Origin of the sequence: Micromonospora taraxaci (assembly GCF_007830095.1) — a bacterium.
Taxonomy (GTDB): Bacteria; Actinomycetota; Actinomycetes; order Mycobacteriales; family Micromonosporaceae; genus Micromonospora; species Micromonospora taraxaci.
Genome location: NZ_VIWZ01000001.1, coordinates 6,376,817 through 6,397,330 on the forward strand (window position 1 = coordinate 6,376,817; position 20,514 = coordinate 6,397,330).

The 20,514-nt window shown below is 65.7% G+C and carries 11 protein-coding genes; 2 read left to right on the forward strand and 9 right to left on the reverse strand.

Annotation, left to right across the window (positions count from 1 at the left end):
- Window positions 1-372: 372 nt before the first annotated feature.
- Complete coding sequence (locus FHU34_RS28905) at window positions 373-1,467, forward strand: DNA cytosine methyltransferase (RefSeq protein ID WP_145785339.1); 1,095 nt, start codon at window positions 373-375, stop codon at window positions 1,465-1,467.
- Here the strand turns inward: FHU34_RS28905 and FHU34_RS28910 are convergent.
- The 5 genes from FHU34_RS28910 to FHU34_RS28930 are packed head-to-tail and all read right to left on the reverse strand — an operon-like array spanning window position 1,437 to window position 8,478.
- Window positions 1,437-2,195, reverse strand: coding sequence for a DUF6339 family protein (locus FHU34_RS28910; protein ID WP_145785340.1), 759 nt, complete (start codon window positions 2,193-2,195; stop codon window positions 1,437-1,439). The two genes, FHU34_RS28905 and FHU34_RS28910, sit on opposite strands and share 31 nt — an antisense overlap.
- The gene (locus FHU34_RS28915; protein ID WP_145785341.1) at window positions 2,192-3,079 is read right to left on the reverse strand and encodes a hypothetical protein; all 888 of its coding nucleotides are present in this window, start codon (window positions 3,077-3,079) and stop codon (window positions 2,192-2,194) included. Before FHU34_RS28915 ends, FHU34_RS28910 begins: the two co-directional genes overlap by 4 nt.
- On the reverse strand, window positions 3,069-4,943 hold the full coding sequence (locus FHU34_RS28920; protein ID WP_145785342.1) for a hypothetical protein: 1,875 nt from the start codon (window positions 4,941-4,943) through the stop codon (window positions 3,069-3,071). Before FHU34_RS28920 ends, FHU34_RS28915 begins: the two co-directional genes overlap by 11 nt.
- Window positions 4,940-5,926 carry a PD-(D/E)XK motif protein gene (locus tag FHU34_RS28925; protein WP_145785343.1) on the reverse strand — a complete coding sequence of 329 codons (987 nt, stop codon included), beginning with the start codon at window positions 5,924-5,926 and terminating at the stop codon, window positions 4,940-4,942. The genes FHU34_RS28920 and FHU34_RS28925 overlap by 4 nt, the downstream gene beginning before the upstream one ends.
- The gene (locus tag FHU34_RS28930; protein WP_145785344.1) at window positions 5,923-8,478 is read right to left on the reverse strand and encodes a Z1 domain-containing protein; all 2,556 of its coding nucleotides are present in this window, start codon (window positions 8,476-8,478) and stop codon (window positions 5,923-5,925) included. Before FHU34_RS28930 ends, FHU34_RS28925 begins: the two co-directional genes overlap by 4 nt.
- Window positions 8,479-8,587: 109 nt before the next feature.
- Here FHU34_RS28930 and FHU34_RS28935 point away from each other — a divergent pair, with 109 nt between their 5' ends.
- The gene (locus tag FHU34_RS28935) at window positions 8,588-9,064 is read left to right on the forward strand and encodes a very short patch repair endonuclease (RefSeq protein WP_244311872.1); all 477 of its coding nucleotides are present in this window, start codon (window positions 8,588-8,590) and stop codon (window positions 9,062-9,064) included.
- A 31-nt stretch (window positions 9,065-9,095) separates the two neighbouring features.
- Here FHU34_RS28935 and drmB read toward each other — a convergent pair whose 3' ends face one another.
- Genes drmB through FHU34_RS28955 form a run of 4 tightly spaced genes read right to left on the reverse strand, consistent with a single transcriptional unit; the run spans window position 9,096 to window position 20,509 of the window.
- Window positions 9,096-10,886: a DUF1998 domain-containing protein gene (gene drmB / locus FHU34_RS28940; RefSeq protein WP_280116500.1), complete on the reverse strand. Its 1,791-nt coding sequence runs from the start codon at window positions 10,884-10,886 to the stop codon at window positions 9,096-9,098.
- On the reverse strand, window positions 10,883-14,062 hold the full coding sequence (locus FHU34_RS28945; RefSeq protein ID WP_145785345.1) for a helicase-related protein: 3,180 nt from the start codon (window positions 14,060-14,062) through the stop codon (window positions 10,883-10,885). Before FHU34_RS28945 ends, drmB begins: the two co-directional genes overlap by 4 nt.
- Window positions 14,055-15,890, reverse strand: a complete 1,836-nt coding sequence (locus FHU34_RS28950; protein WP_145785346.1) for a UvrD-helicase domain-containing protein — start codon at window positions 15,888-15,890, stop codon at window positions 14,055-14,057. Before FHU34_RS28950 ends, FHU34_RS28945 begins: the two co-directional genes overlap by 8 nt.
- Window positions 15,887-20,509, reverse strand: a complete 4,623-nt coding sequence (locus tag FHU34_RS28955; RefSeq protein WP_208745104.1) for a DEAD/DEAH box helicase family protein — start codon at window positions 20,507-20,509, stop codon at window positions 15,887-15,889. The genes FHU34_RS28950 and FHU34_RS28955 overlap by 4 nt, the downstream gene beginning before the upstream one ends.
- Window positions 20,510-20,514 lie beyond the last annotated feature (5 nt).

The following is a 20,514-nucleotide window of genomic DNA, read 5'->3' on the forward strand; positions in this document are numbered from 1 at the left end:
GCCGCCCAGCCCACAGGCCGGACGGCGTGTCATCCAACACCCTGAACCTTCGTGGTCAGAGCACTAGCCGCGCCTGGGAGACTTCCCCGGCCGTGGAGCCAAGCCTTCGATTACTCTGCTGGGCCACACGTATCCCCAGGCCTGTAAGGCGAGACCGCAGGGACCTGTGGGCCATCGTGTCGGAGTCGGTCTGTACGGTGGGCGCCAAGCGTAGACCCTTGTTCGACGAAGGAAGAGTTGGTTGGACGAGATCCTCCCTCCCACCACCAGGCAGCCGGCGCGCCTTCGCGACAGCGGCAAATCAGCTCAATATCATTGCTCCACGGCCCTTGGTCGTTTCTGCGGGGCAGATTCTTCCAGCAGGAGGAACGGATGACAAACACGCTGCAGGGCGGGTCGGACAAGCTTCGAGTCGTTGACCTCTTCGCCGGCTGCGGCGGCCTGACATCCGGCTTTCATAGTACCGACCGATACCGAACAGTGGGCGCGGTCGAATTCGACCTCGCTGCGGCAGCGACTTACGCCGCAAATTTCGGCGAGGAGAACGTATACCGGGGCGACATCGCCGACTGGGTCAAAGGAGATTTGCCAGATGCCGATGTCGTGATCGGCGGACCGCCGTGCCAGGGCTTCTCGAGCCTGGGCAAGCGCGACATCGGTGACCCACGGAACTCGATGTGGCGTCAGTACGTCGAGGCCCTGGTGAAGATTCGACCCAAGGCTTTCCTGCTCGAGAACGTGCCGCAGTTCGAGCGCTCCGGCCAGTTCCACAGTCTTCAGGAAATGACCGAACCCGGCGGGATCCTCAGCAGCTACTCGTTGAAGCACAAGTCAATTGTTGCCACCAATTTCGGAGCTGCGCAACTACGCAGACGATTCATTGCAATTGGCACCCTCAAAGATTACCCGGTCATCGATGTGCCGATGGGCAGCGTTCCTCGGGAGGAATGGCGGACCGTACGCGACGCGATCTGGAGCCTGCGCAATTCCGTTATTCCTGAGAACACCGAACTCCCGGATAGCACGGACCAGTTCTTCGACGCGAAGGTGCCAGGTGTTTTTAAGGCATCAGACCTGGACTTCGCACGAAAATATGCGGAAATTTCACTCGAACGGATGAAGTACATCCCGCCCGAGGGTGATCGGCGAAGCATCCCTCGGCATCTCCTTCCTCCTTGTTGGGTGGACCGGACCGACGGCATGGATGTTTTCGCTCGCCTGCGCTGGGACCGTCCGTCGGTGACCATCAGGACCGAGTTCTTCAAGCCAGAGAAAGGGCGCTACCTGCACCCCGAGGAGCACCGGGCGCTAAGCCACCACGAGGCGGCCCTCCTGCAAGGCTTCAAGGACGACTTCAAGTGGTGTGGCACCAAGATTCAGATCGCCCGGCAGATCGGCAACGCCGTGCCCGTCGAACTGGCGACGGCACTGGCCAGTCACATCGCCGGCACGTTGTGCCGCCGCTGATGAGGGAGGTCCTCGCCGGGTAGACGTCTGAGGGTCTCGGCCGTCAACGTTGAACAGAGGTCTCGAATCTGCTGGTCGGTGAGTGCCCTGACGTCGACGAATGCCAAATATCGCATCAGCCTCAATGTGACATCCCGAATAACTTTCCTCCGAGGAGCGTTTCCAGAAAGCTCTGTCACGGCGCGAGCAGTTTCACGTACCAGACGCGGGTCACCGCCGATACTGCGGCGCTCGAGCAGCTGGTTGAGGTCGCTCTCGGTAAGAGCAGCGAGAATCTGCTCATGGCCGGCGAAGACGACTGCCTGCCACCATAGTCGCGCCCAGGTGTGCCTGGTCAGGTCGGTGGCCACCCATCTTTCCCGGTTGTCCGTGCCGAAGCGCCATTTGGTCAGGTGCGGAAGAGCGACCAGCGAGATGAAGGACCAAAGATCTCGGTTGCCGGCTTCGGCCCATGACAAATCCATATGGCTGCGCAAGATTGCGGCTGCGCTCCGATCGAAGGCGACTCGCGCCTCAGGGGCGGCCGACTCCGGGAAGCCGTACTTCTCGCCAAGCGACGAGATGGCATCGACGAGCTCGCGGACCCGGTGAGTGGATACGCGGCCGCCGACAGGAGCCCAAATTTGGTCCGGATGACTCGGGCGGGGACCAGGAGATCTCCCATTCTTGAGCTCAACGTACATCGCTGCGCTTACGACCGCCGGCAGATGTGGCCAGAGTTCGCTCACTGAAACACGCGCCCCCTTCCAAGGTGCCTGACCGCCCCCGAAATTTGCGTCCGGAATTCTGCCAGGTCTACGGACGACGGTGGAGCCGGAACCGACAACGGCAAAGCTGCCAAGGTTCTGTAGAGAACATCTCCGACACTGTCGGGTGGCCATTCATCACGATCAGCGAGATCGTCGCGCACGTGCAGTGCAAGCTCGAGAAGCAAGCTGGCGACCCCTGCCTGCAACTCGTCGAGCAAAGCCTGTTGCCTCTTGTCTCTGGCGCCGCGGGCGACAGCGGCACTCAGTTCCCGGTCACGTTTGTTGATGAGCACACGAAACGTTCCGTAGAACGGCGCGACCAGATCCGTGCTGGTCTCGAGATGCCAGCTCGCAGTCGGCGAGAGGCGAGTCTGTGAGAAGTCGATTTCGCTGACCGGGAACATGGAGGAGACGTTCTCCAATACCACCCGTTGGACGTGTTCGGCCAGTACGGATCCGGGGACGGCGGCAACTCCGACCGCTTGGCCTACCGGTGAATGAACAAGGCTGACTGTGGTCCGGAGCGTCAGGACCCCTGACAGACGTTCCCCGACGAGGATCGTGTCCACGACGGCCCCGCCGCCGACGTCGAACCTTGCCGGAGGAGCGGCCTCCGTCATGTCCGTCGTCGAACTAGTCCACGAAACGGTCAAGGCTACGTTCCGGAGCTCGACTCCCGTCTCCTGAAAGAACCTTGTCGCATCGACCTGGACCCGCCGCGCAATACGAAGGTCCGTGCCGGGATCCCAACCGTCGAGCTCGTCCGGCAGGGGACGCCACTCATGGCCATCGAGCAACAGCCATGGCTGCCAGACCAGCGTGCTGGCCTCGGGTACGAGGTAGGGGCGGACTTCAGCCGGCACTGGAGGCCACCTGACTCACCCGAAAGCGCACGACGGCGTCCGGCAGGTAGGTGGCATACACGTACCAGTCCGACTCCTCACCCGGTGGCACTTGGATACTCCTTCCCTCGACGACGACGTCTCCGTTGGCGGACTGCCATTGCATGACCTGCGGCAGGACGGCACCCAAAGGTGGCTCGCTCTCCCGAGCGCCGCCTTCGACGACCACCTCGACGTCCGCGGACACAATCCTCACCTGCAGGTCGGCAGGGACCCTGACCGGTGCGACGAGGTACGGGTGTCCCTGATGAACCCGCAGGGACGGCGCGCCGGTTAGGCGTGCCTTCCCCCCGCGTCGAGACGGTGTAGCACCGAACAAGCCTCCGCGCGGCGACGGACGTAGTCCCTCACCTCCGCCGGAGCGACCTCCACTTCCGGGCCCTTCGGTCTTGTGGCCGGCGGCAAGGCGGGCTGGCACGATGCCGGCGAGCAGGGTCGAGAGTTCCCCCAGGCCCTGACCACCCGAGCCGCCGGCCTGAGGTCCGAGACCGAGCTTCTCGTCCAGCTGCTTCTGCACGAATGTGCGCGCCCCGAGCACGACACCTCGAGCCGAACCGCTTAGCCCCTTGGATATCCAGTCGTCGTGCGTGGGCGGCTCGGCGTGCGCGAACAGCGCATCGGCGTCCTCGGAAGCCTTGAACACCGCGCCATACGAAAGGCGCGAGTCAGGGTGCACCGGCCCTGGCATGTAGTCCACCACGAGTTCAGCGACACGCATCCGGGCGACGTGGTGGGACGGCCCCTCGAACGGCCTCGCCGCTGTTACCAACAGCCGCCGGCCTCCGCCGTCGGCCACCCCCAGTGCCATCGCAAATGAGCCCGCGCGCTTCGGCGGGACGGTGCGCGAGTAGGCCGCTCCCCTGCCCGCCCGGACGTCCTGCAACGCCTCGACGAAGGGTGCCAGGTCGTCGACGGTGTCAGGGGCCGGGACCGGGACTGATGAACCGTCGACGCCCACAGTGAAGCGCATATGGCGACCGTGCTCGTCCGGAACCATCTTCGGCCACAAGTTCCAGAGAATCGACGAGGCCATGAAGGTGGCGGCCTCGGCGGGCGTCCTCTCACGGGAGTCCGGCTCCAATCCCGCTGGCCCCAGACCGGCGGCGAGAACCACGATGTCGGTTCCGGTCCGGCCGTCGGCGAAGCCCGGCAGTCCCAGTGCCTCCGCCACCGTATTTGCGTCCTCGGCCAACAGGGGATCTGGCACGTCGTCAGCCCCGACCTGCCCCCACCAGTGACGGCCTGTAAAGCGTCGATCTTCGAGGTACCAGCTGTGGCCGAGCGCAGCGCCCATCACTCGGCGCCCGGCCGGACCGACTGCTGCCGTATTGGTGTCCACGATAATGGCTCCGACTCGACTGAGTCGGTAGAAGATGCCCTTGCCGAAACCGTACGTGCCCCCGCCGAACTGATGGTCGCTCGGTTCCCCGACGTTTCGGAGGAACTGCACGAAGTCCGGTGTCTCGTCGTCGCTCGCCCGCTCCCCGGCACGGAGAGGGCCGCCCAGACCCACGGTGTTTCGATCCGAGATCACCAGCACCACGGCATCGGGATTCAGAGCCGCGTCGAGGTCGAGGGCCGAATCGGCGAGCGGTCCCGGCAGCAATAACCTCCGCCAGGCTTCTACGTCCTGGCCCAGCACGCGGACGTCAACACCGAATTCCACCACCCCATCCGGGAGGCGCGCGTCCCAGCTGTTCTGTGCGGCCTCTCTCACCAAAACGGTGAGCGGGTCGAGTGCCGGCCTGCCCAGCTGCTTGACGATGCCTTCCGCGGCGGCCGATCCTTCCGGTGCGAATGGCTGTGACCACCAGCGGCCGCTCAACGGACCGCCTCTTCGGCGATTTCGGCCAGCGATGCCCCGGCGCTGAGCGGAAGCAACGCGGCGAGATCGACCTGGTAGGTCAGCCCTCCGACGCCGTACGGAAGGGCGCCGGCGACAAGGGACGACGGGACGACGCGGGGTGTGCCGACGTCCACCACGAGCCTGAGCACCTCCTCGACCGCGAATGTGTCGAGGTCGTGCCGGTCAGGCTGCTCGGACCAGCCTGCCGCCGACAGGCGATTGCGAAGGTTCGCCCAGGACGCCACGGCGCCGCGGAGCTGCTGGACGAGGTCGCTCACGCTTTGCCCGTCAGGGTCTTCCACCACTCGCAGCAGGACAAGGTCCAACGGCCGGTCGTCATGGATGTTCAGCTGCTCCAGCCCGTGAACGACAATACCGTCGCTCGCGCCACTCAAACCCTTCACCTCAAGGCATCGCGCACCCGCCTCGAAGTCGTGCGGCTCATTGAGCGGTCCCCGCCACGCTTCTACAGGAAACCCAGGATCCGCCTCGACGAGGGAGGAGAGCACGGTTAGCTCCGCGAACAGCCCCAGCTTGACCTGGCGGGACAGACCACGGAGAAGACGGCTCCGGAAAAGCCTTCGCCATCGTGTCACGGCCCCGATCGCCGCCGATGCGGGCCGCTGGGCGCCCGACACGGCTTCCAGCACGTCCGTCACGACCTCGTCGAACTCCGAAAAAAGGTCGGGCTCGGCGCACGAGATGTCGAGGTACGTCACGGCAGGGCCTCCGAAGGCGAGCCTGCGAATCGCCATTCCGAGCACCGCCGGCCTCGGTTCAACTGAGACGGCCTCGTCGCCCGCCGGAACGAGAAGGTGACGGTTGCCCGCGCCGTCCATCGCAACCCGGCACAGCTCCGCGCCACACAAAACCTCGAGTGGGAAGGAGGCAAGTTCCTTCGCGCGCGGCGGCACCAGAACCGCCCACGCCCGTTCGAGCATGGTCGGTTCGATCTCCGTCACGCCATCTCCTCGGTGTCGACGTCGAGCGCCTCATCGACGTTTTCACTCTCGACGTCGGTAAGGTCCACGGCGACGTGGCTGGCCTGGATGCTCTTCGTCCGGACGTCGCCGGGAAAGGTGATGCCCATACCAACCACCGGTTCCAGCGCGCTGAGCGCGGTACGTAACGGCGATGCCCCCTCGGTGCCCTGCTTCGTGTTCACCGGCTCGCTCTTCGGCTCGATCAGGTAGAGGACGATCAGTCCTCGGTCGCGACAGACTGGATCGTTATTGCGCAGCTTGACCAAGTCGCTCTCGCTCTGTGCCCGCGCCTCGGCGAGCGTCAAACCAAGATCGAGCGCTCTGTCCTGCTTGCTCATCAGCGTCTTGATGTCAGCACGCTCACGCTGACCGTCGTTCAGCCGAGACCGGACCGAGTACTTAACGTCTAGGCCCCCCAGCGTCGCCTCTGACCCTTCACCGATGACGACGGCGACCGACCACGTGGCCAGACTCGGCCGATCACTCGTAAGCTGTTGGTCGATGTACTTGACCATGAGGGCCGGGTCCAGGTCCGGCGAGTCCTCGTGCACCTGATAACGCGAGAGAAAGTTCTTCACGAGCGATACGGGTACGTCTCGGATCAGTTGGGCACCACGCACGTCCTCGTCGAGCCGACCGTGCAGGACTGCCTCCTGGACAAAGCTCTCTGCGGCCTGGAGGTTGCTGTCCAACCAGTCGGCGTCCCGGTGCCGGAAGTACCGAGTCTGTAGACGACGTCCTGCGTACGAGATGAATGCCGGCTGGGCGGCACCCATCTTGGCGGTTATCCGGAGAGCTGGGTGCGTGCGGATCCTGACCGCCACCTGGGTCGGTGTCAAGTTCTCCCGCTGGTAGCGGTCGATGTCGTCACGCATCTCGTGCTCGACAGTGGCCAGGTGCCGGAACGCCGCTGCGAGGCTCGGCGTCATCCAGATTCGAGGCAGGTCCTCGAACCCCGTGCGGTACCCGAACCAGCGACCCATTTGAAGCAGGGTGTCGTACGCCGTCGCTCCCCTTACGAAAAAGCTAACGACGAGTCCCTCGAGGGTGAGCCCTCGGGAGAGGGTGTTCCCGCCGACGGCAATTGCCACCACGGAGGGCTCGGAGTAGTCGAGCCGGTCCTGGCTCCGGTAGTTGTCGAGGACAACCCGCGTCGACGCGATGACGTCGTCCAGGTGCGGCAGCACCTCGTCGAACGAGTTTTGCTTACGGTCGAAGTCCTCCGCGGGTACTCGTGACGACTCCTTCTCCCACAAGTTCCGCCAATGGTCAAGCACCTCAGGCCGGCCGGAGGCCAGTCCGGCCCTGGCTTTCCTCTGAAGCGCCTCGAGGGGCGCTCGGTAGCTCTCGTGGACGGCGATCTTGACGGACGTGTGGATGAGCATGGTGCTGTGGCCGTCGTCACCCCGGGCCCGGCGAGCGGCCGTGCCGAGCCAGAACCAGTGAACGGCCGTCACCAGCTCGTCGATCATTGTCGGCGTGAACCCGTCCGCAGGCTCCTTGCTGCCCGGACGCAACAGCGGGACGTCCTCTTCGGCAACGAGACGCACCATGTCGTAGCCATCGGGCGGACCCTGCTCGTCGGCCGCTTCCCATTCGACTGCATCCCGACCGAAAATCTTTTCGGGCCCGAAGTAGCCGTCAGGACGTGGCAGATTGAGAATGAACGACTTCGGATACAGGTCGTCCTGGGCGGGGTCCACGAAGACATTGGCGAAGGGCGTTGCGGTGTACCCGACGTACGTGCACCGCGGCATGAGGCTCAACAGTCTCCGGATGAGCGGGTTGATGCGGCCGGTGGCCACGGAGGCCTGATCGGCCTCGTCATCGATAATCAATACCGGCGCGGACTCGAGGGCCTTCCTTCCATTGGGCGTGTCGAGCCATCTGATGAGCTTGCCGAGCACGGCGGCATTCTTCTTGACGACAGCTAGGACGGTCTTCTCCGGGCTGAGAGCCGCCGACGCGTCGTGTGAAGGCTTCACGAAGTCTCGCGACTCCTCCGTCAGCGTCACCCAACGGTCCGGGTTGAGGTCCTTCAGATACTGATCCAGGCGCACCTGCGTCTGGCGACGAAGCCCGTTGTGGATACCGGAGAGCACGATGACCAGGCGATATTGCACGTCTGCCAATTTCGCGACGACGGCGGTAAAGTTCGTGGTCTTGCCGCTCTGCACGTAACCGACCACGAGACCCTTCGAATCCCATTTAGACCGGTCCGGGCGGGGCGTGTGGGCCACGACCGTGCTGGACGAATGATCCACGGAAAGAACGCGTCCAGCCGGCCACCCCTCGGCCTCGAAGCGGTCCCTCAAGGCGAGCCAATAGCGATCGGAGTCTCCCGGACCGCTGTACCAGTCGTCCGACCCTGCCGTAATGATCGGCGGCCCTCCGGCCTGCACCTTGGCCTTGTCGGCCTCGAACTGACCTCGAAACTTCTCGACAAGAGCTCCCGGCAGCGACTCCGAAAAGCTGAGCACGGCCGCCTCGACGCCGTTTCGCCTGGCCCAGTCCGCGAAGACGGTATACAAGCCCAAGATCCACCACCCTTTTCAGCGTTCTACGCAGGAACTTAGCGGAGGTAAAGCTCACAGGACACCCTTGCGATGACGGCGTCGATCGCACCTCTAGGGTGGGGCTGTGCCCGAAGGTCCCGTGCCGAGTTCAGCCGGCGTCAGCGGTCGCATGCAACGCCAGCGCCGGAAGGACACCGAGCCCGAACTGACACTCCGTCACGCCCTGCATCGAGCAGGGCTGCGATACCGGGTCGGCCTCCCGGTCACCGGCTTGCCTCGGCGGACGATCGACATCGCCTTCACCCGTATCAAGCTGGCCGTGTTCGTCGACGGATGCTTCTGGCACGGCTGCCCGCAGCACGCAACATGGCCCAAGGCAAACGCGGCGTGGTGGGAGGCGAAAATTTTGAAGAATCGTGAGCGGGACCGCGAGACCATCCGGCAACTCGAGGACGCGGGCTGGACCGTGATACGGATCTGGGAGCACGAGCCAGCGGAAAGCGCCGCGGGCCACCTTATCGACGTGGTCAAGGGCATGTGGGCGTGCGTCGCTCCGCCGCCGCCCGATACTGTCAGCCGCACGCCGGCGCTCGCCAGATAGAGAACGTGCGGTGACATTGCGCAGCCGACATTCATGATTTGAAGAACCCTATTCCGGGCTGCTCCGGGCGGCCGACGAGAAGTCCACGGTCGAGAAGCGTGTTGTTGAGTTCGCAGCTCGTCTCAGGCAGGAGGCTGCAGACATGGCATGCCGCGAGGTTGAGGCCGTCTGATCCGCTGGCCCCTGACTCCATGCACAACGGGTCCGCCGAGCACCATGTCGCCCTCTTTAGTGCCGATGTCAACGTCCGGCGGAGTCGCCTGGGCTCACCTTGGCGCACGATGCCACCTAGGCTTCCCGCCGAGTCGCTGGTGGCCGTGTAGATGAGCAGACCGGCCATGCCTTCCTCCGTGTACAGGCGCTCACGCATCGCGGAGGCGGAATAACCGGAGTCTAGGCCCCACTCATTGATGAGTGCGTGGGCGAGTGTGTGAATCATGATCGAGCGAGCGGTCACCCGGGACGGTGGCACCGGGCGGCCTGATGCCGCAGCACGTCGGGCCAGCAGCTTCTCGTAGTTGTCGATGACCTCCTTCGCGCGTGAGCCCACCTCCGGCTGAGCCTCCCAGGCGCACAGCCTCTCGTCCGACAGCCGGAGGAACACACCCTCACCCGCCACCTCCACGGCGGGCAGCCAGTCCAGCCCGCCGGCCGACAGTGGGGCCCTGCGGGTGGCCGGGTCGGCGGGGGTCGGCGGCTCGACCCGGGTGAAGGATTGCAGCACTCGTACCTCGCGCAGCCGCGTCACCAACATGACCTGACCGAGCTCGGGGAGGGGTGGGTCACCGGCGATGGCCCGACACTCGAAGTCGTTGCTTTCGTCGACCTCATCTGTGGTGGGAGCACACAGCTGCTCGTACTCCTCCGACTTGAGGTCCATGTCGAGATTGGCCTCGTCGGACGGCCCACTAGCCTCGAGCTGCTCGCGTCGTCGAACTGCCCCGATGATGTGCTGGACGCTGATGCTCCCGCTGATCAGGCCAGCCCGTTCGGCTTGGCGCGCGATGACCGCGTCATCCTCGCCCCGCCACAGGGCGAAGTGAGGATCGATCAGCTGCTGCAGTTTCGTGGACCACGGCGGAATCGCCAGCGAGGATCGCACCAGACCGAACCAGGCAGCCGACGAACCTCGCTGCATGGTTCGAGGCGCCTTGCTGCAGCCAGCAACCCGTTGGTCGCTGCCTAGCCAAGGGCGTGCGCCGGAACACTTGATGCCCAGCTTGCGGAGCTCACTGCGCCGGAACGCGCCCTGCATCGAAACCTTCCGGCCGCAGCCGCAGACTATCTCGATCGACCGAAGTGATGCCGTTCGACCTGTAGTGATCAGCTGCAGGTCCTGCTTACAAGGACTGTCGTCCTGCGCTCCGCGATGTACCCAGGCCCAGTATGGGAAGTCGTCGAGATGGCCGTCCTCGCAGGCCAGCACGAATCGAGAGGGGATCAGGGAGCCACCACAGGCGCAGGTGGAATCCTTGCCGCCGAACCGACCATAGGGCTGCAACAGCGTGCAGCGCTGACACGAGTAGAAGTTGGGGAACCGCCGCAACGCCGCTCCGTAGTAAGGGCTCTCCGCTGGCGGCAGGTACAGCTCGGAGACACCCAGGGCGCGTTGGAGGCGAGGCTCATGGGTCTGCTGGGCGCGGTTCACCTTCCATCCTTCGAGCCCCGCCACGATGTAGGAAGCCTCGTCGATGGCGATCATCGAGCCCACGCCGTAGGTAGTGATCATTTGTGCCCGTCGTACCTTGCCCGTCGCCACGGGGGCGGGAGTGGTGGGCCGTCGCGTCGGCCGCTGGCCCCGGAATCCTCCTGACCTGGTCATCGTCCCTCCCGGTTCAGCAGGTTGGTCTCGACATCGACGTCTCGGAGGCTGTTCATGGTCGGGAACGAGTACGGCAGATCGTCGTCCTCGAAGGTCCGTAGGAGCGCGGCAGAGTCCGGTCGACGCTTCGGGTCGGCTGGCGATTTGGGCTTGTGGTACACGAGACCGTTGTTCCAGTCGACGAGCTCCGTCCAACTGTCGATGATCTCTTCGAGATGCTCCTCGGTCGACTGCAACTCATCGGGTGCGATCCGCTTCACCCGCTTCAGGATGCGCAGCGCAAGGTCCCGAAGGCCCGGCATGAAGTCATCGAGGCGACCGGCTCCTTCGTTCTCGCGGGCGTCCGGAATCGTCAGCCGGGCGGCCCCGATGAAGGCGGCGTGGAGCGCGCGGTCGCGGGCGCGGGCGGAGAACGGTGTGACGCTCGTGGACTCCACCTGCCGGTACAACGCCGAGTGGTAGGCGCGGAAGTTCTCGTAGTGCGAGCGGTCACGCGATCGGGCGGCGTTGTACAGCATGACGACCAGGCCGGGGTAGCGACGGCCGACCCGACTGGTTGCCTGGATGTACTCCGCCGTGGTCTGCGGCTGGCCGGTCACTGCCATGAGCCCTAGGCGATCGACGTCCACGCCGACGGAGATCATGTTGGTCGCCAACACGACGTCGAGCGCGTTCGGATCGGGGTGGTGCACGTCGAGTTGCCGGAGTCGGTAGGGGATGTCGCTAGCGGAAACGCGGCTGGTCAGCTCCGTGGCCTCCACCTCACGAGCGGTGCCGTCCCCGGAGAGTAGCTTCAGCCGCCCGGCGACGTCGTCGTTGACCTGTAGTTCAGCCGCGGCCAGGAGCCGTAGGCTGTTGAAGTAGCCGATGAGCGTCCAGTAGGCGTCTCGGGCTTCGTCCTTGCCGTTGATGACCGCGGCGTGATGCAGCAGGGCCCCGTACGCCCGCACCAGCAGGGTGGCCTGGCTCGTACCCGGTGCGAAGAGGCCGACATACCGTCGCGAGGGCTTGTGTTCGGGGCTGGCTTCCACCGCGAACCAAGAATCACGGGCGTCGAGCCCAGACGGGGGGAACTGATGGACATCCCGGTCGAACAGCGCCTTGCCCTGCTCCCGGGCGCGGCGGATCGTAGCTGTGGAGGCGACCACCTTGGGCCTGTCCGCGGCTATGTCGAGAGCCGCCTCGTAGAGGCCGACAAGCGTGCCGAGCGGGCCGGAGATGAGGTGCAACTCGTCTTGTATGACGAGTTCGGGTGGGGGCATGCCCTCTGGCGCGTTGCGCCGGTTGAACAGCGCGGCCACTTCGGCCTTCCAAGTCATCTGGGCGAACTTGTCGACCGTGCCGATGATCAGCGTGGGTCGGTGGTGGTACACGGACTGATCCACGAGGTGGACCGGGAGGCCGTCCCGGAACTCGCAGTCAGAATCGCCGCATGCCGCCACGAGCCGCTGCGCGCCGAGATCCACTCGATAGTTGAACACGTCGATGTCTGTGCCGCACCACGGGCAGCGGCGCAACTGCACGGGATTGTTCTCGCGCAACGTCTCTCCGGCGCGGAGCTTCTTGAGCGCCGTCTCGGCTTCGGGCAGCGTGTTCGGGGTCGCGCTGGAGCCGACCCACATACCGATCGAGATCTCCTCGCCCGTTAGATCCGTCTGGCCCCGACGGACCCGTTCCATGGCGCAGATTAGGGTGGCGGCGCGTTCGAACTGCTGCAGCGTCAACAGGCGAAGCGTGTAGCGCATCAGGACGGTCGCCCCGCCGCCGAGCTCCCCTCGACGGATCCTGCGCAGGAACACCGTGAAGGCGATGAGCCCGAGGTACGCCTCCGTCTTGCCGCCACCGGTCGGGAACCACAGCAGGTCGGCGATCTTCCGGTCGTCGTGATCCGGGTCGGCGATACCGTTCAAGCAGAGCAGGATGAACCCGAGCTGGAACGGATACCAGCGGCCGATCTTCAGGTCGGCGGACGTCTTGTCGCGCATCATGACGGTGCGGGCTCGTTGGGTCGCCATCGCCCTGTTGGCCAGCTTGAACGCGCGCATGACGTCACGATCGCGGGCCAGCAGGTCAATGCCGGCAGTCATCCGATCGCAGGCGGTGGTGCACTCGCGTACCTGATCCATGGCCGCCTTCGCGTATGGCGACGCCGACATGCTCGCGGCCTCCGCCTCGCGGTCGTTCACCCACCTGCGATAGCCGTCGACAAGCCTGTGGAGCGTCTGCACCACCTGGTCGGGTTCGCCCTCAGCGAGATCGATCATCCTTAGACCGGCGACGTCGATCTCGGTGTTGGACTCCGAGAGTCGCACGTCAAAGCTCGGCGCGAACGAGGAGCAGACCGCTGCAACGGCTCGCCGAGCGTCGGACACTCCTTCGGTCGTGGGTTCGCTCCATTGGGCGGCACAGCCGTGACCGGTGGCGAACGTCGGTGCGTGGCGATAAAGCATCGCCGAGAGCAACGTCTCATCGTCATCCCCGACGGACGGGGCGAGCTGTTCGACGATCGCCGCCCTATGGGTGTCGGAGGTGACCCTGAAGCCGCACTGGAAGAAGCACCAGGCGTCCCGCAGGAGCGCCCCCTGCACAGTGTGCACGTTGACCAGCGTCACGGTGACCGTGATGGTCCCGCGTCTCCGGTCCATCTCTCGGACCAGCGCACGGATCTCCAAGCCGGGGACGAGGGGTTGTGTCGGCCGGTCGGGACGGGTGATGTCGATCGTGACCGGCGCGGCATTGATCGCGCGGCGTCGCCACCTAATGGATGACTCGTCGGTGGAGCGCGCGGACTCCACCTCGGCTTCCACCTTGTTGCCTGCCGCGTCGATCGGTTCGTAGACCGCGGCTTGCACCCAGATCGTGAGGCTGCCGCAGCGCGAGTCGACGGCGAATGTCAGCCCCATCGTGGACGGCCTCTGGACGTTGGCCAGCGACACCCCGATATCGGGCTGCTCGTCCTTGTCCAGCCGGGCACTTACGAGATCGATGTCGGACTCGGCGGCGTCCTCGGCGGCGTCCTCGGACTCGCGCTGTGGAAACAGCACTCCCGTCAGGTAACTGTTCATCGGTTGGTCGGTCAGGATTTCGTCGGCTCCACCCGCCGGACCGAGCACATCGAGAACGAGCTGCTCGGTCAGCTCGTCCCTGAACCGGAAATGCTCGTCGAAATCACTCATCCTCGGACTCCGCTTTCGCGTATCGGAACCAGCTCAGCCCGCTCAGCCGCGGTGCCAGCCAAACTCCGTGCTCTCCCAGACCGGCACGCCGCCCTACGGCGGCGCTGCCGGCGACCGTCTCGACGTCGTCGATCCAGCAGTCCGTGATCGACTCGGGCCAGCTCAAGCCCACGTCGATTGCCTTCCGGGCGTACATGTATCGGCCGAGGGCATCTCGGAAATGCCGTGAGACGAGCCCGATGGACCGGCCGTCGTGGTCCACGGTGTAGAGCGGCACGGCCAGGTCATCGCCAGCGCCTTCCGCACTACGGGTGAGCGTCACGGGATCGCCGGGCTGCACCTTCTCCGCCAGATAGTCCTGCATCTCACTCGGATCCGCGGTGAAGATGACTGTTCCGCCAGGAAAGTCGTTGCTGACGTCGCCACCCTCCAGCGCCATCCCGTAGCGGCGCCCGCGGTTCCGGAAGTGATAGCGGGCCCAGCGGTCGAAGCTCCTCGGACGCATGGTGTACACCCCACCGGACTGGGAAAGCGGTTCAAGACGGAACAGGTCATCCCGGCATCGAGTCATCGCCATGTATAGCAGGCGCGCTTCCTCCATCGGGTCGTCGTCGTCCCGGCGCCTGCCATCAAGTACGAACACGCGGTCGTATTCGAGACCCTTGGCCCGATGCATTGAGGAGACCGTTACCGGATCCGACTGCGATGTGACGGCAACCCGCGCAAGACGCCCAGCAGCGAGCGCCGACCGGAGCCGGCCGAGATCGATGCGGTCACGGCCGTTCCGGCTGACCGGCAGCAGGGCCTCCCAAGCCGCGACCAGCGGCTCCCCAGTCAGGCCCGTATATTCCGTGAACGTCGCGAGGTCGGCGGTGAGGCCGCCGTGCTGGCGGAACAGGCTTGCCAGCCACCTGGGATTGACGTCGTCGCCGGCGCGCCGCTGCAGCCGATGCTCAACGCCCGCCCGGCGCAGGACGGCCGAAACCTCCAAGGCCTGACCGTTGTTCCGACACAGGATCGCGCAGCTGCCGTCCAAATACGCGAAGCCGCCGACGATGTCGTCGAGTTGCCCGGCGGTCGGTACGTCGAGAAATTCATCCCGTAGGCGACGAGAGATGTCAGTCTCCGACGTCGCGGTCGACGCGCGCAGCGCCTCACCGCAGGCGAGGAGACCAGGTGGGCGTGGTATGCGCGCCCTGAAGTCCCGGGTCAGCGACAGTTCGCCAAGATCACCTGAATACCTTTCCCGCACCCAGGTGAAGATATTCGGCTCGCCGCCCCGCCCACGGACCTGGAATCCGTAGATGGCCTGAGCCGGATCGCCGACCATGGTGAAGCCGCAGTCCATCGACGTCAGCAGCGCCTGGACCAATTCCTGCCGGTCGCCGACGAGGTCCTGAACCTCGTCAAGAAGCACATGCCTGAGCGAGCCGATGTACGCGTCGGCGTGCCCGTCGAGGATGGCGCCGGTCGCCTCGCGGATCCGTTCGTCGAAGGACAACTGGTGCCAATCCTGGTCCGCGTAGGTCTGGTTCAGCAGATCAAGGGCCCAGGCGTCGAACGTACGGGCGGCCACGAATCGGCTGCGCCCGGTGGAGGCAGCGGTCCTCGCCGCGAGTTCGCGCACCGCCGCCCGCGAGAACGACAGCATCAGAACCTCGTCGGCCGACAGCTCCCCGTCGAGCAGGTGGTCGAGGCGACGTACGAGGGTGTAGGTCTTTCCCGTGCCAGCAGGGGCGATGACGAGGGTGTGCGAGCCGGCGGGACGGGTTGCGGCGAGGGCCTGCTCCGGGGTCGGCCCGTCGTCGACGGCGACCTGTGCACTCATGAGTCGGTCCACATCTTTTCGAACTCGGTGAAGGCGAGTTCCTCGCCGTAGTTGACGATGTTGTCACGCACGTTGAGGATCAGGCACCGGTCGGTCCCGCCATTGGCGGGTCCGCGCAGGCCACGGCCGATCATCTGCTGGTAGACGTTGGGGCTGTAGGTGGGACGGGCCACCACGACGGCGCGTGTGGCGGGTGCGTCGAACCCCTGGTGCAGCACGCCGTAGTTCGTGAGAATCCGGATCCGCCCCTTGCCGAACTGTTCGACGATGCGCCGCCGACGTGCCGGCGGCGTCTGCGAGTCGACGGCGGCGGCTCTGACGCCCTGGTCGTCGAGGACAGCGGCGAGGAACCGCGCGTGGTTGACCGAGGTCGCGAAGACCAGGACGGGCCAGTCTGGATCCAGGTCGAGCAGTGCCTTGATCAGGGCCTCGTTCCGCACATGGTCATCGGCAAGCCGCCGCTCCGCCTCCGGCGGGAGCGTGCCGCCGCGCAGCTGGGACATCCGAGACACCTCGGAGTCGGTGAGCGTCAGCTTGCCCCCCTCGAGGACGCGGTGGTCGACGCGGGCCAGTACTCCCATGTTCTGCAGCACCCGATACGCGTCCTCGCCGAACACGTCCTTGTCCAGCCGGCTCTTGCCGTACCTGCTGACCAGGCGACTCGTCTCGGCGCTGTTCTTCCCCCGGAACGGCGTCGCGGTCAGTCCGATGAGCGGGCGAGCCGTGCGATGCTGGGTCAGCCCGAATTGCTCCAACAACCGGGTGTAGCTCTTCGTGGTGGATCCGTGCGCCTCGTCCACGATCACCAACGCTGGCTCGCGCAGCCAGGCGTACGCCGGCTTGTCGAGGTTGTAGGTGAGCTTGTCGTCGGTGGCGATGACGAGATGGGGGTTGTCCGTAACCGGGCTGGCGTCGCGGGTGCTCCAGAACCTGCTGATGGTCAGCCGAGTCTTCCCCACGCCGACCTTTTCCCAGACGTAACGCCAGCTCTGCACCGCCTGTTCGCACAGTTCCTCGGACTGGGCGATCCACAGGATCGGTCCGCCAGGACCCTCTGATCCGTACTCCTTGAGGTAACGGATCACCGCTTCGACGGCGATGCGGGTTTTACCCGCACCGGTCGGGAGGCTGAGCATCGCACGCCCCGGTGACTCCTGCATCAGCAGTCGATGCATCCGGCCTGCCAGCTTCTCCTGGTAGTCGTGGAGCGGGAAATGGGGCGTGGGACCGGCGACGTGCTCGGTCTCCAGCGGCTGCTCCTCCCGCACCCCCGCCAAGGGGTTCGGCAGACCCAAATCGGCTACGACACTCATCGATTTCCGGTCGCCGGTGAAGCCAACCGCGAGCGCCTCGTGGGTCTTCCCGAGATCCTCCCGATGGTGCCGCAGGGTCCCTTCACCGTGGGCGTGCAGCGCCAACTCGGCGATGCGACGATCGCCCACGGGCGCGCCCGTGCGTGCCTCTTCCCAGGCGAGCAGCCCCTCGGGCAGCCCGCGGCGTAGCCGCTCCGCGCCGATCAGCAGAAGAACCTTCTCCGCGGTGTTCTTCGTTGCGCGGACTTGCTTGAGCACCTCCTGGTTCTTGGCCTCCTCGCTGCGGGCGAGGATGATCTCGATCTCCTGCGGGGACAGGTGCAGGTCGAGTTCTCGCGAAATGGCCAGAAGGATCGACCGCTTGTCCGTCGCATGACGAACGTAGACGACGCCGTCGCGTGCCGCGACCTCCAACGGGCTGGTGCGCATGCCGTTCGGGGTGCGCGTCACCTCCTCCAGTTCGCTGCACTGCACGAAGGACCACCCCTCGGTCTTCCGCCCGCGCAGGATTCGGAGGTGGGGGTACTCCGCGACAACGGCGACCGGTTCTGTCTCCTCGACCTTGCGCAGCTCGGTGCTGATCGTCGCGGCGTACCGGCGCATGCCCCAGTGCTGCACCATCGCGTCGACGTCGGCTGCAGTCGGCGCCAGCAGCGCGGGGACAGTCTCCAACACCAGTGCGTCGTATTCTTCCCGACTCGACGTAACGCAGATCTGGTCGTCGGGCCGGGTACCCCACGTGGCGCCGATCCGGCAGCGGGTGTCACCACCGGGCCAGTCGGCCCCCGAGGTCAACACCAGCGCGTAGACCATGCCGGGTAGGGCGTCCTCCTCGGTGGTGGCGACGGCCTGCACCAGGTGTCGCCAGAGGCGCTCGGGTATCTGATCGACAGTCGCGGGCAACCCGAGCACGTCGGCGACGCCACGGTCGATCATTGCGACCGGGAGTGCGACGCGGTACTCGTTCAGCGAGGGACCAACCGCGAGTTTCATTGGGACGAGGCCGCGGCTGCTCTGAAGCATCCCGTACCGGCGGACCATCCACACCAGGGGAGAGGCGACCTGCTGCGCGTGCCGGCCGGCGCGGGCGTTCCAGTCGCGTACCAGCCGGCCGGCAGGCAGGTTCTTGATAAACAGATGCTTGGCCTCGTCGCTGAGGCCCGCGAGCACGCCGAGCGGTCCTGGCGGGTTGGTGCCGTCGACGACGAGGCTGCTCAGCTTGGGATGGACGACTCCAGCCGGGAGCTTCGCACACATCGCATCGAGGGCACGGGCTCGGTAGTCCTCGAACCACGCCTCGCCGCGCGGGTCGAGGTCGGCCACCGGCACGTCCGACATGCCAAGCGCCTCGAGCACCGGTCGGTCGGCGGAGTGAACTCGTAGGTCCACGGCGACATCCCGGTCACGGCTGCCGTCAGCCGGGACGACTCGACCTGGAAGCAGGCAGTCGATCGGGCGGCGATAGCTGCCGCCGACGGTGCGGAGGCGCAGGTCATGCCACCAGCCGGGAGTCGACTTCGCAATAGCATCGGCGGCCTCGCGCGGTGTCACTCGGCGGCACAGCTTCCAGAAGCCCTCCCACTCCCGCCCGTTGTAGTGGCCGAAACCCTTGTCCAGAACAGCGGTGAGCCGCCCGGCAGGGCTGGCCTCGTGGACGCCCAACGTGTCCAGCGCGCTGCGCACCCCGATCACGTCCGTCACCCGCGGATCGACGTAGACGAGGTCGTCGGTCAGCTCGTCCTGTCCACTACGTTGGAAGACGTCGGTGGCGCCGATGGACACCATGCCGTACGACTCAGTGAGCAGGATTCGCGCGTCGCGTGCGCTGTCCCCCTGTTCGTGGTTGCCGGTGACCATCGCGGCGGCGATCTGGACGGCATGGGCGGACGCCTCCGGGCTGCCGTCCGACACGAGCGCCTCCAGCCACTCCCGGGCGGTCGCCTCGCGACGGTCGGCACCGTCGAAGACGAGGCGCGCCTTCGCACGACGCTCCCTGCTCTCGATCGACTTGTGCGTCCAGTCGACCGGCCTGCCGGGGTGGTCCGCCCACAGCTTCAGCCACGCGTCTGTCATGTTCTCCGGCGGCATCTGCAGCTCGGCGGGCCGACGGAGCTTGCCCGTCTGGTCGGGCAGTGAGGGCAGCGACGCCGCGGCCTTCCACACCGCCTTGGTCAACCGCTCGTCTGCCCACTGCGGGGCTTCCCGGCCGCGGCCGGGAAGCAGCATCAGGTACGAACCCGGGTCCGTCGCATCGACGAGCTCCGGTAGGGACTCCACGACGAGTTGGGCGGCCTGCTCGATCAGTTCATCGTTGAAGGTGTTGTGATCGAATAGGTTCTGTCGATCCTCGCTGGTCTTCCACGGCGCGTTGAGTAGACCACGCAACGTGGTGGCGTAGTTGGTGGGGAAGTAGGCCCAGAACGTGCCGCGATCGCCGAAGCCTCGAGTCGGTACCGCCCAAGCGATGTCGATCTCGGGGCGGTCGTGCAGCTCTCCGGCGCTGGCCAAGGCCGTCGCCGATGGAGAGAACGTGCGACGGAAGACGTGCCATTCCGTCGTCGTCTCCTTGCCGTCGGCACTGAAAGCCTGCAGGGTGTGCAACGTGCTGGCGAACTTGACGAACAGTTCGCGGATCACCGGTTGCTGGCCGGACCGGTCCTCAAGGGTCAGCGAAGCGACGTGGGGCGAGAACAACTGGAACTGCGAGGGGAAGTTTCTGAGGTCCTGGCTCAGTCGCGCCACGCTGCCGGGCAAGAGGGGCAGCCGCACTACGGTGACCGCCCACTCGAGTAGCTTGGCGAGCAGCGGGTCCTGCACGGCCGCCTGCTCGGTGTCGATGGGGCGGGCCATTCTGAGCACGGGGATGTCGACCGCGCTCGGTACGACCGCGCGGATGGCCTGCTCCGCCCACGCTCGGTCGAAACCGAAGGAACCGGTTGTGCTGAAGAACTGGGGCGCGTCGCTGACGGTGAGGACGGATTTGACACCCACGCCGAAGCGGCCGATCTGGCCGCCTCGCTTGCGGGAGACGCTCATCCGGAGGATCGTGTCCGCGCCCTCGGGGGTCATCGGGTTGCCGGTGTTGGCGCAGTAGAGGAACCGATCGGTGAGAATGACCCGGATTTCGCCGTTCTTCAGACCGCGCATTTCGTCGGCGCCGTTCTGGACCAGCTCGTAGACCTGGCGTTCGCCGTAGCCGCCCTGATTGATGCGCCGCTCACCGTTTGCGTGCTCCTGGATCAGGCCCGCATCGATGCGGTACGTCTCAAGGACGCGTTGCGACTGCTCCTCGACAACCTGTCGCACTGATT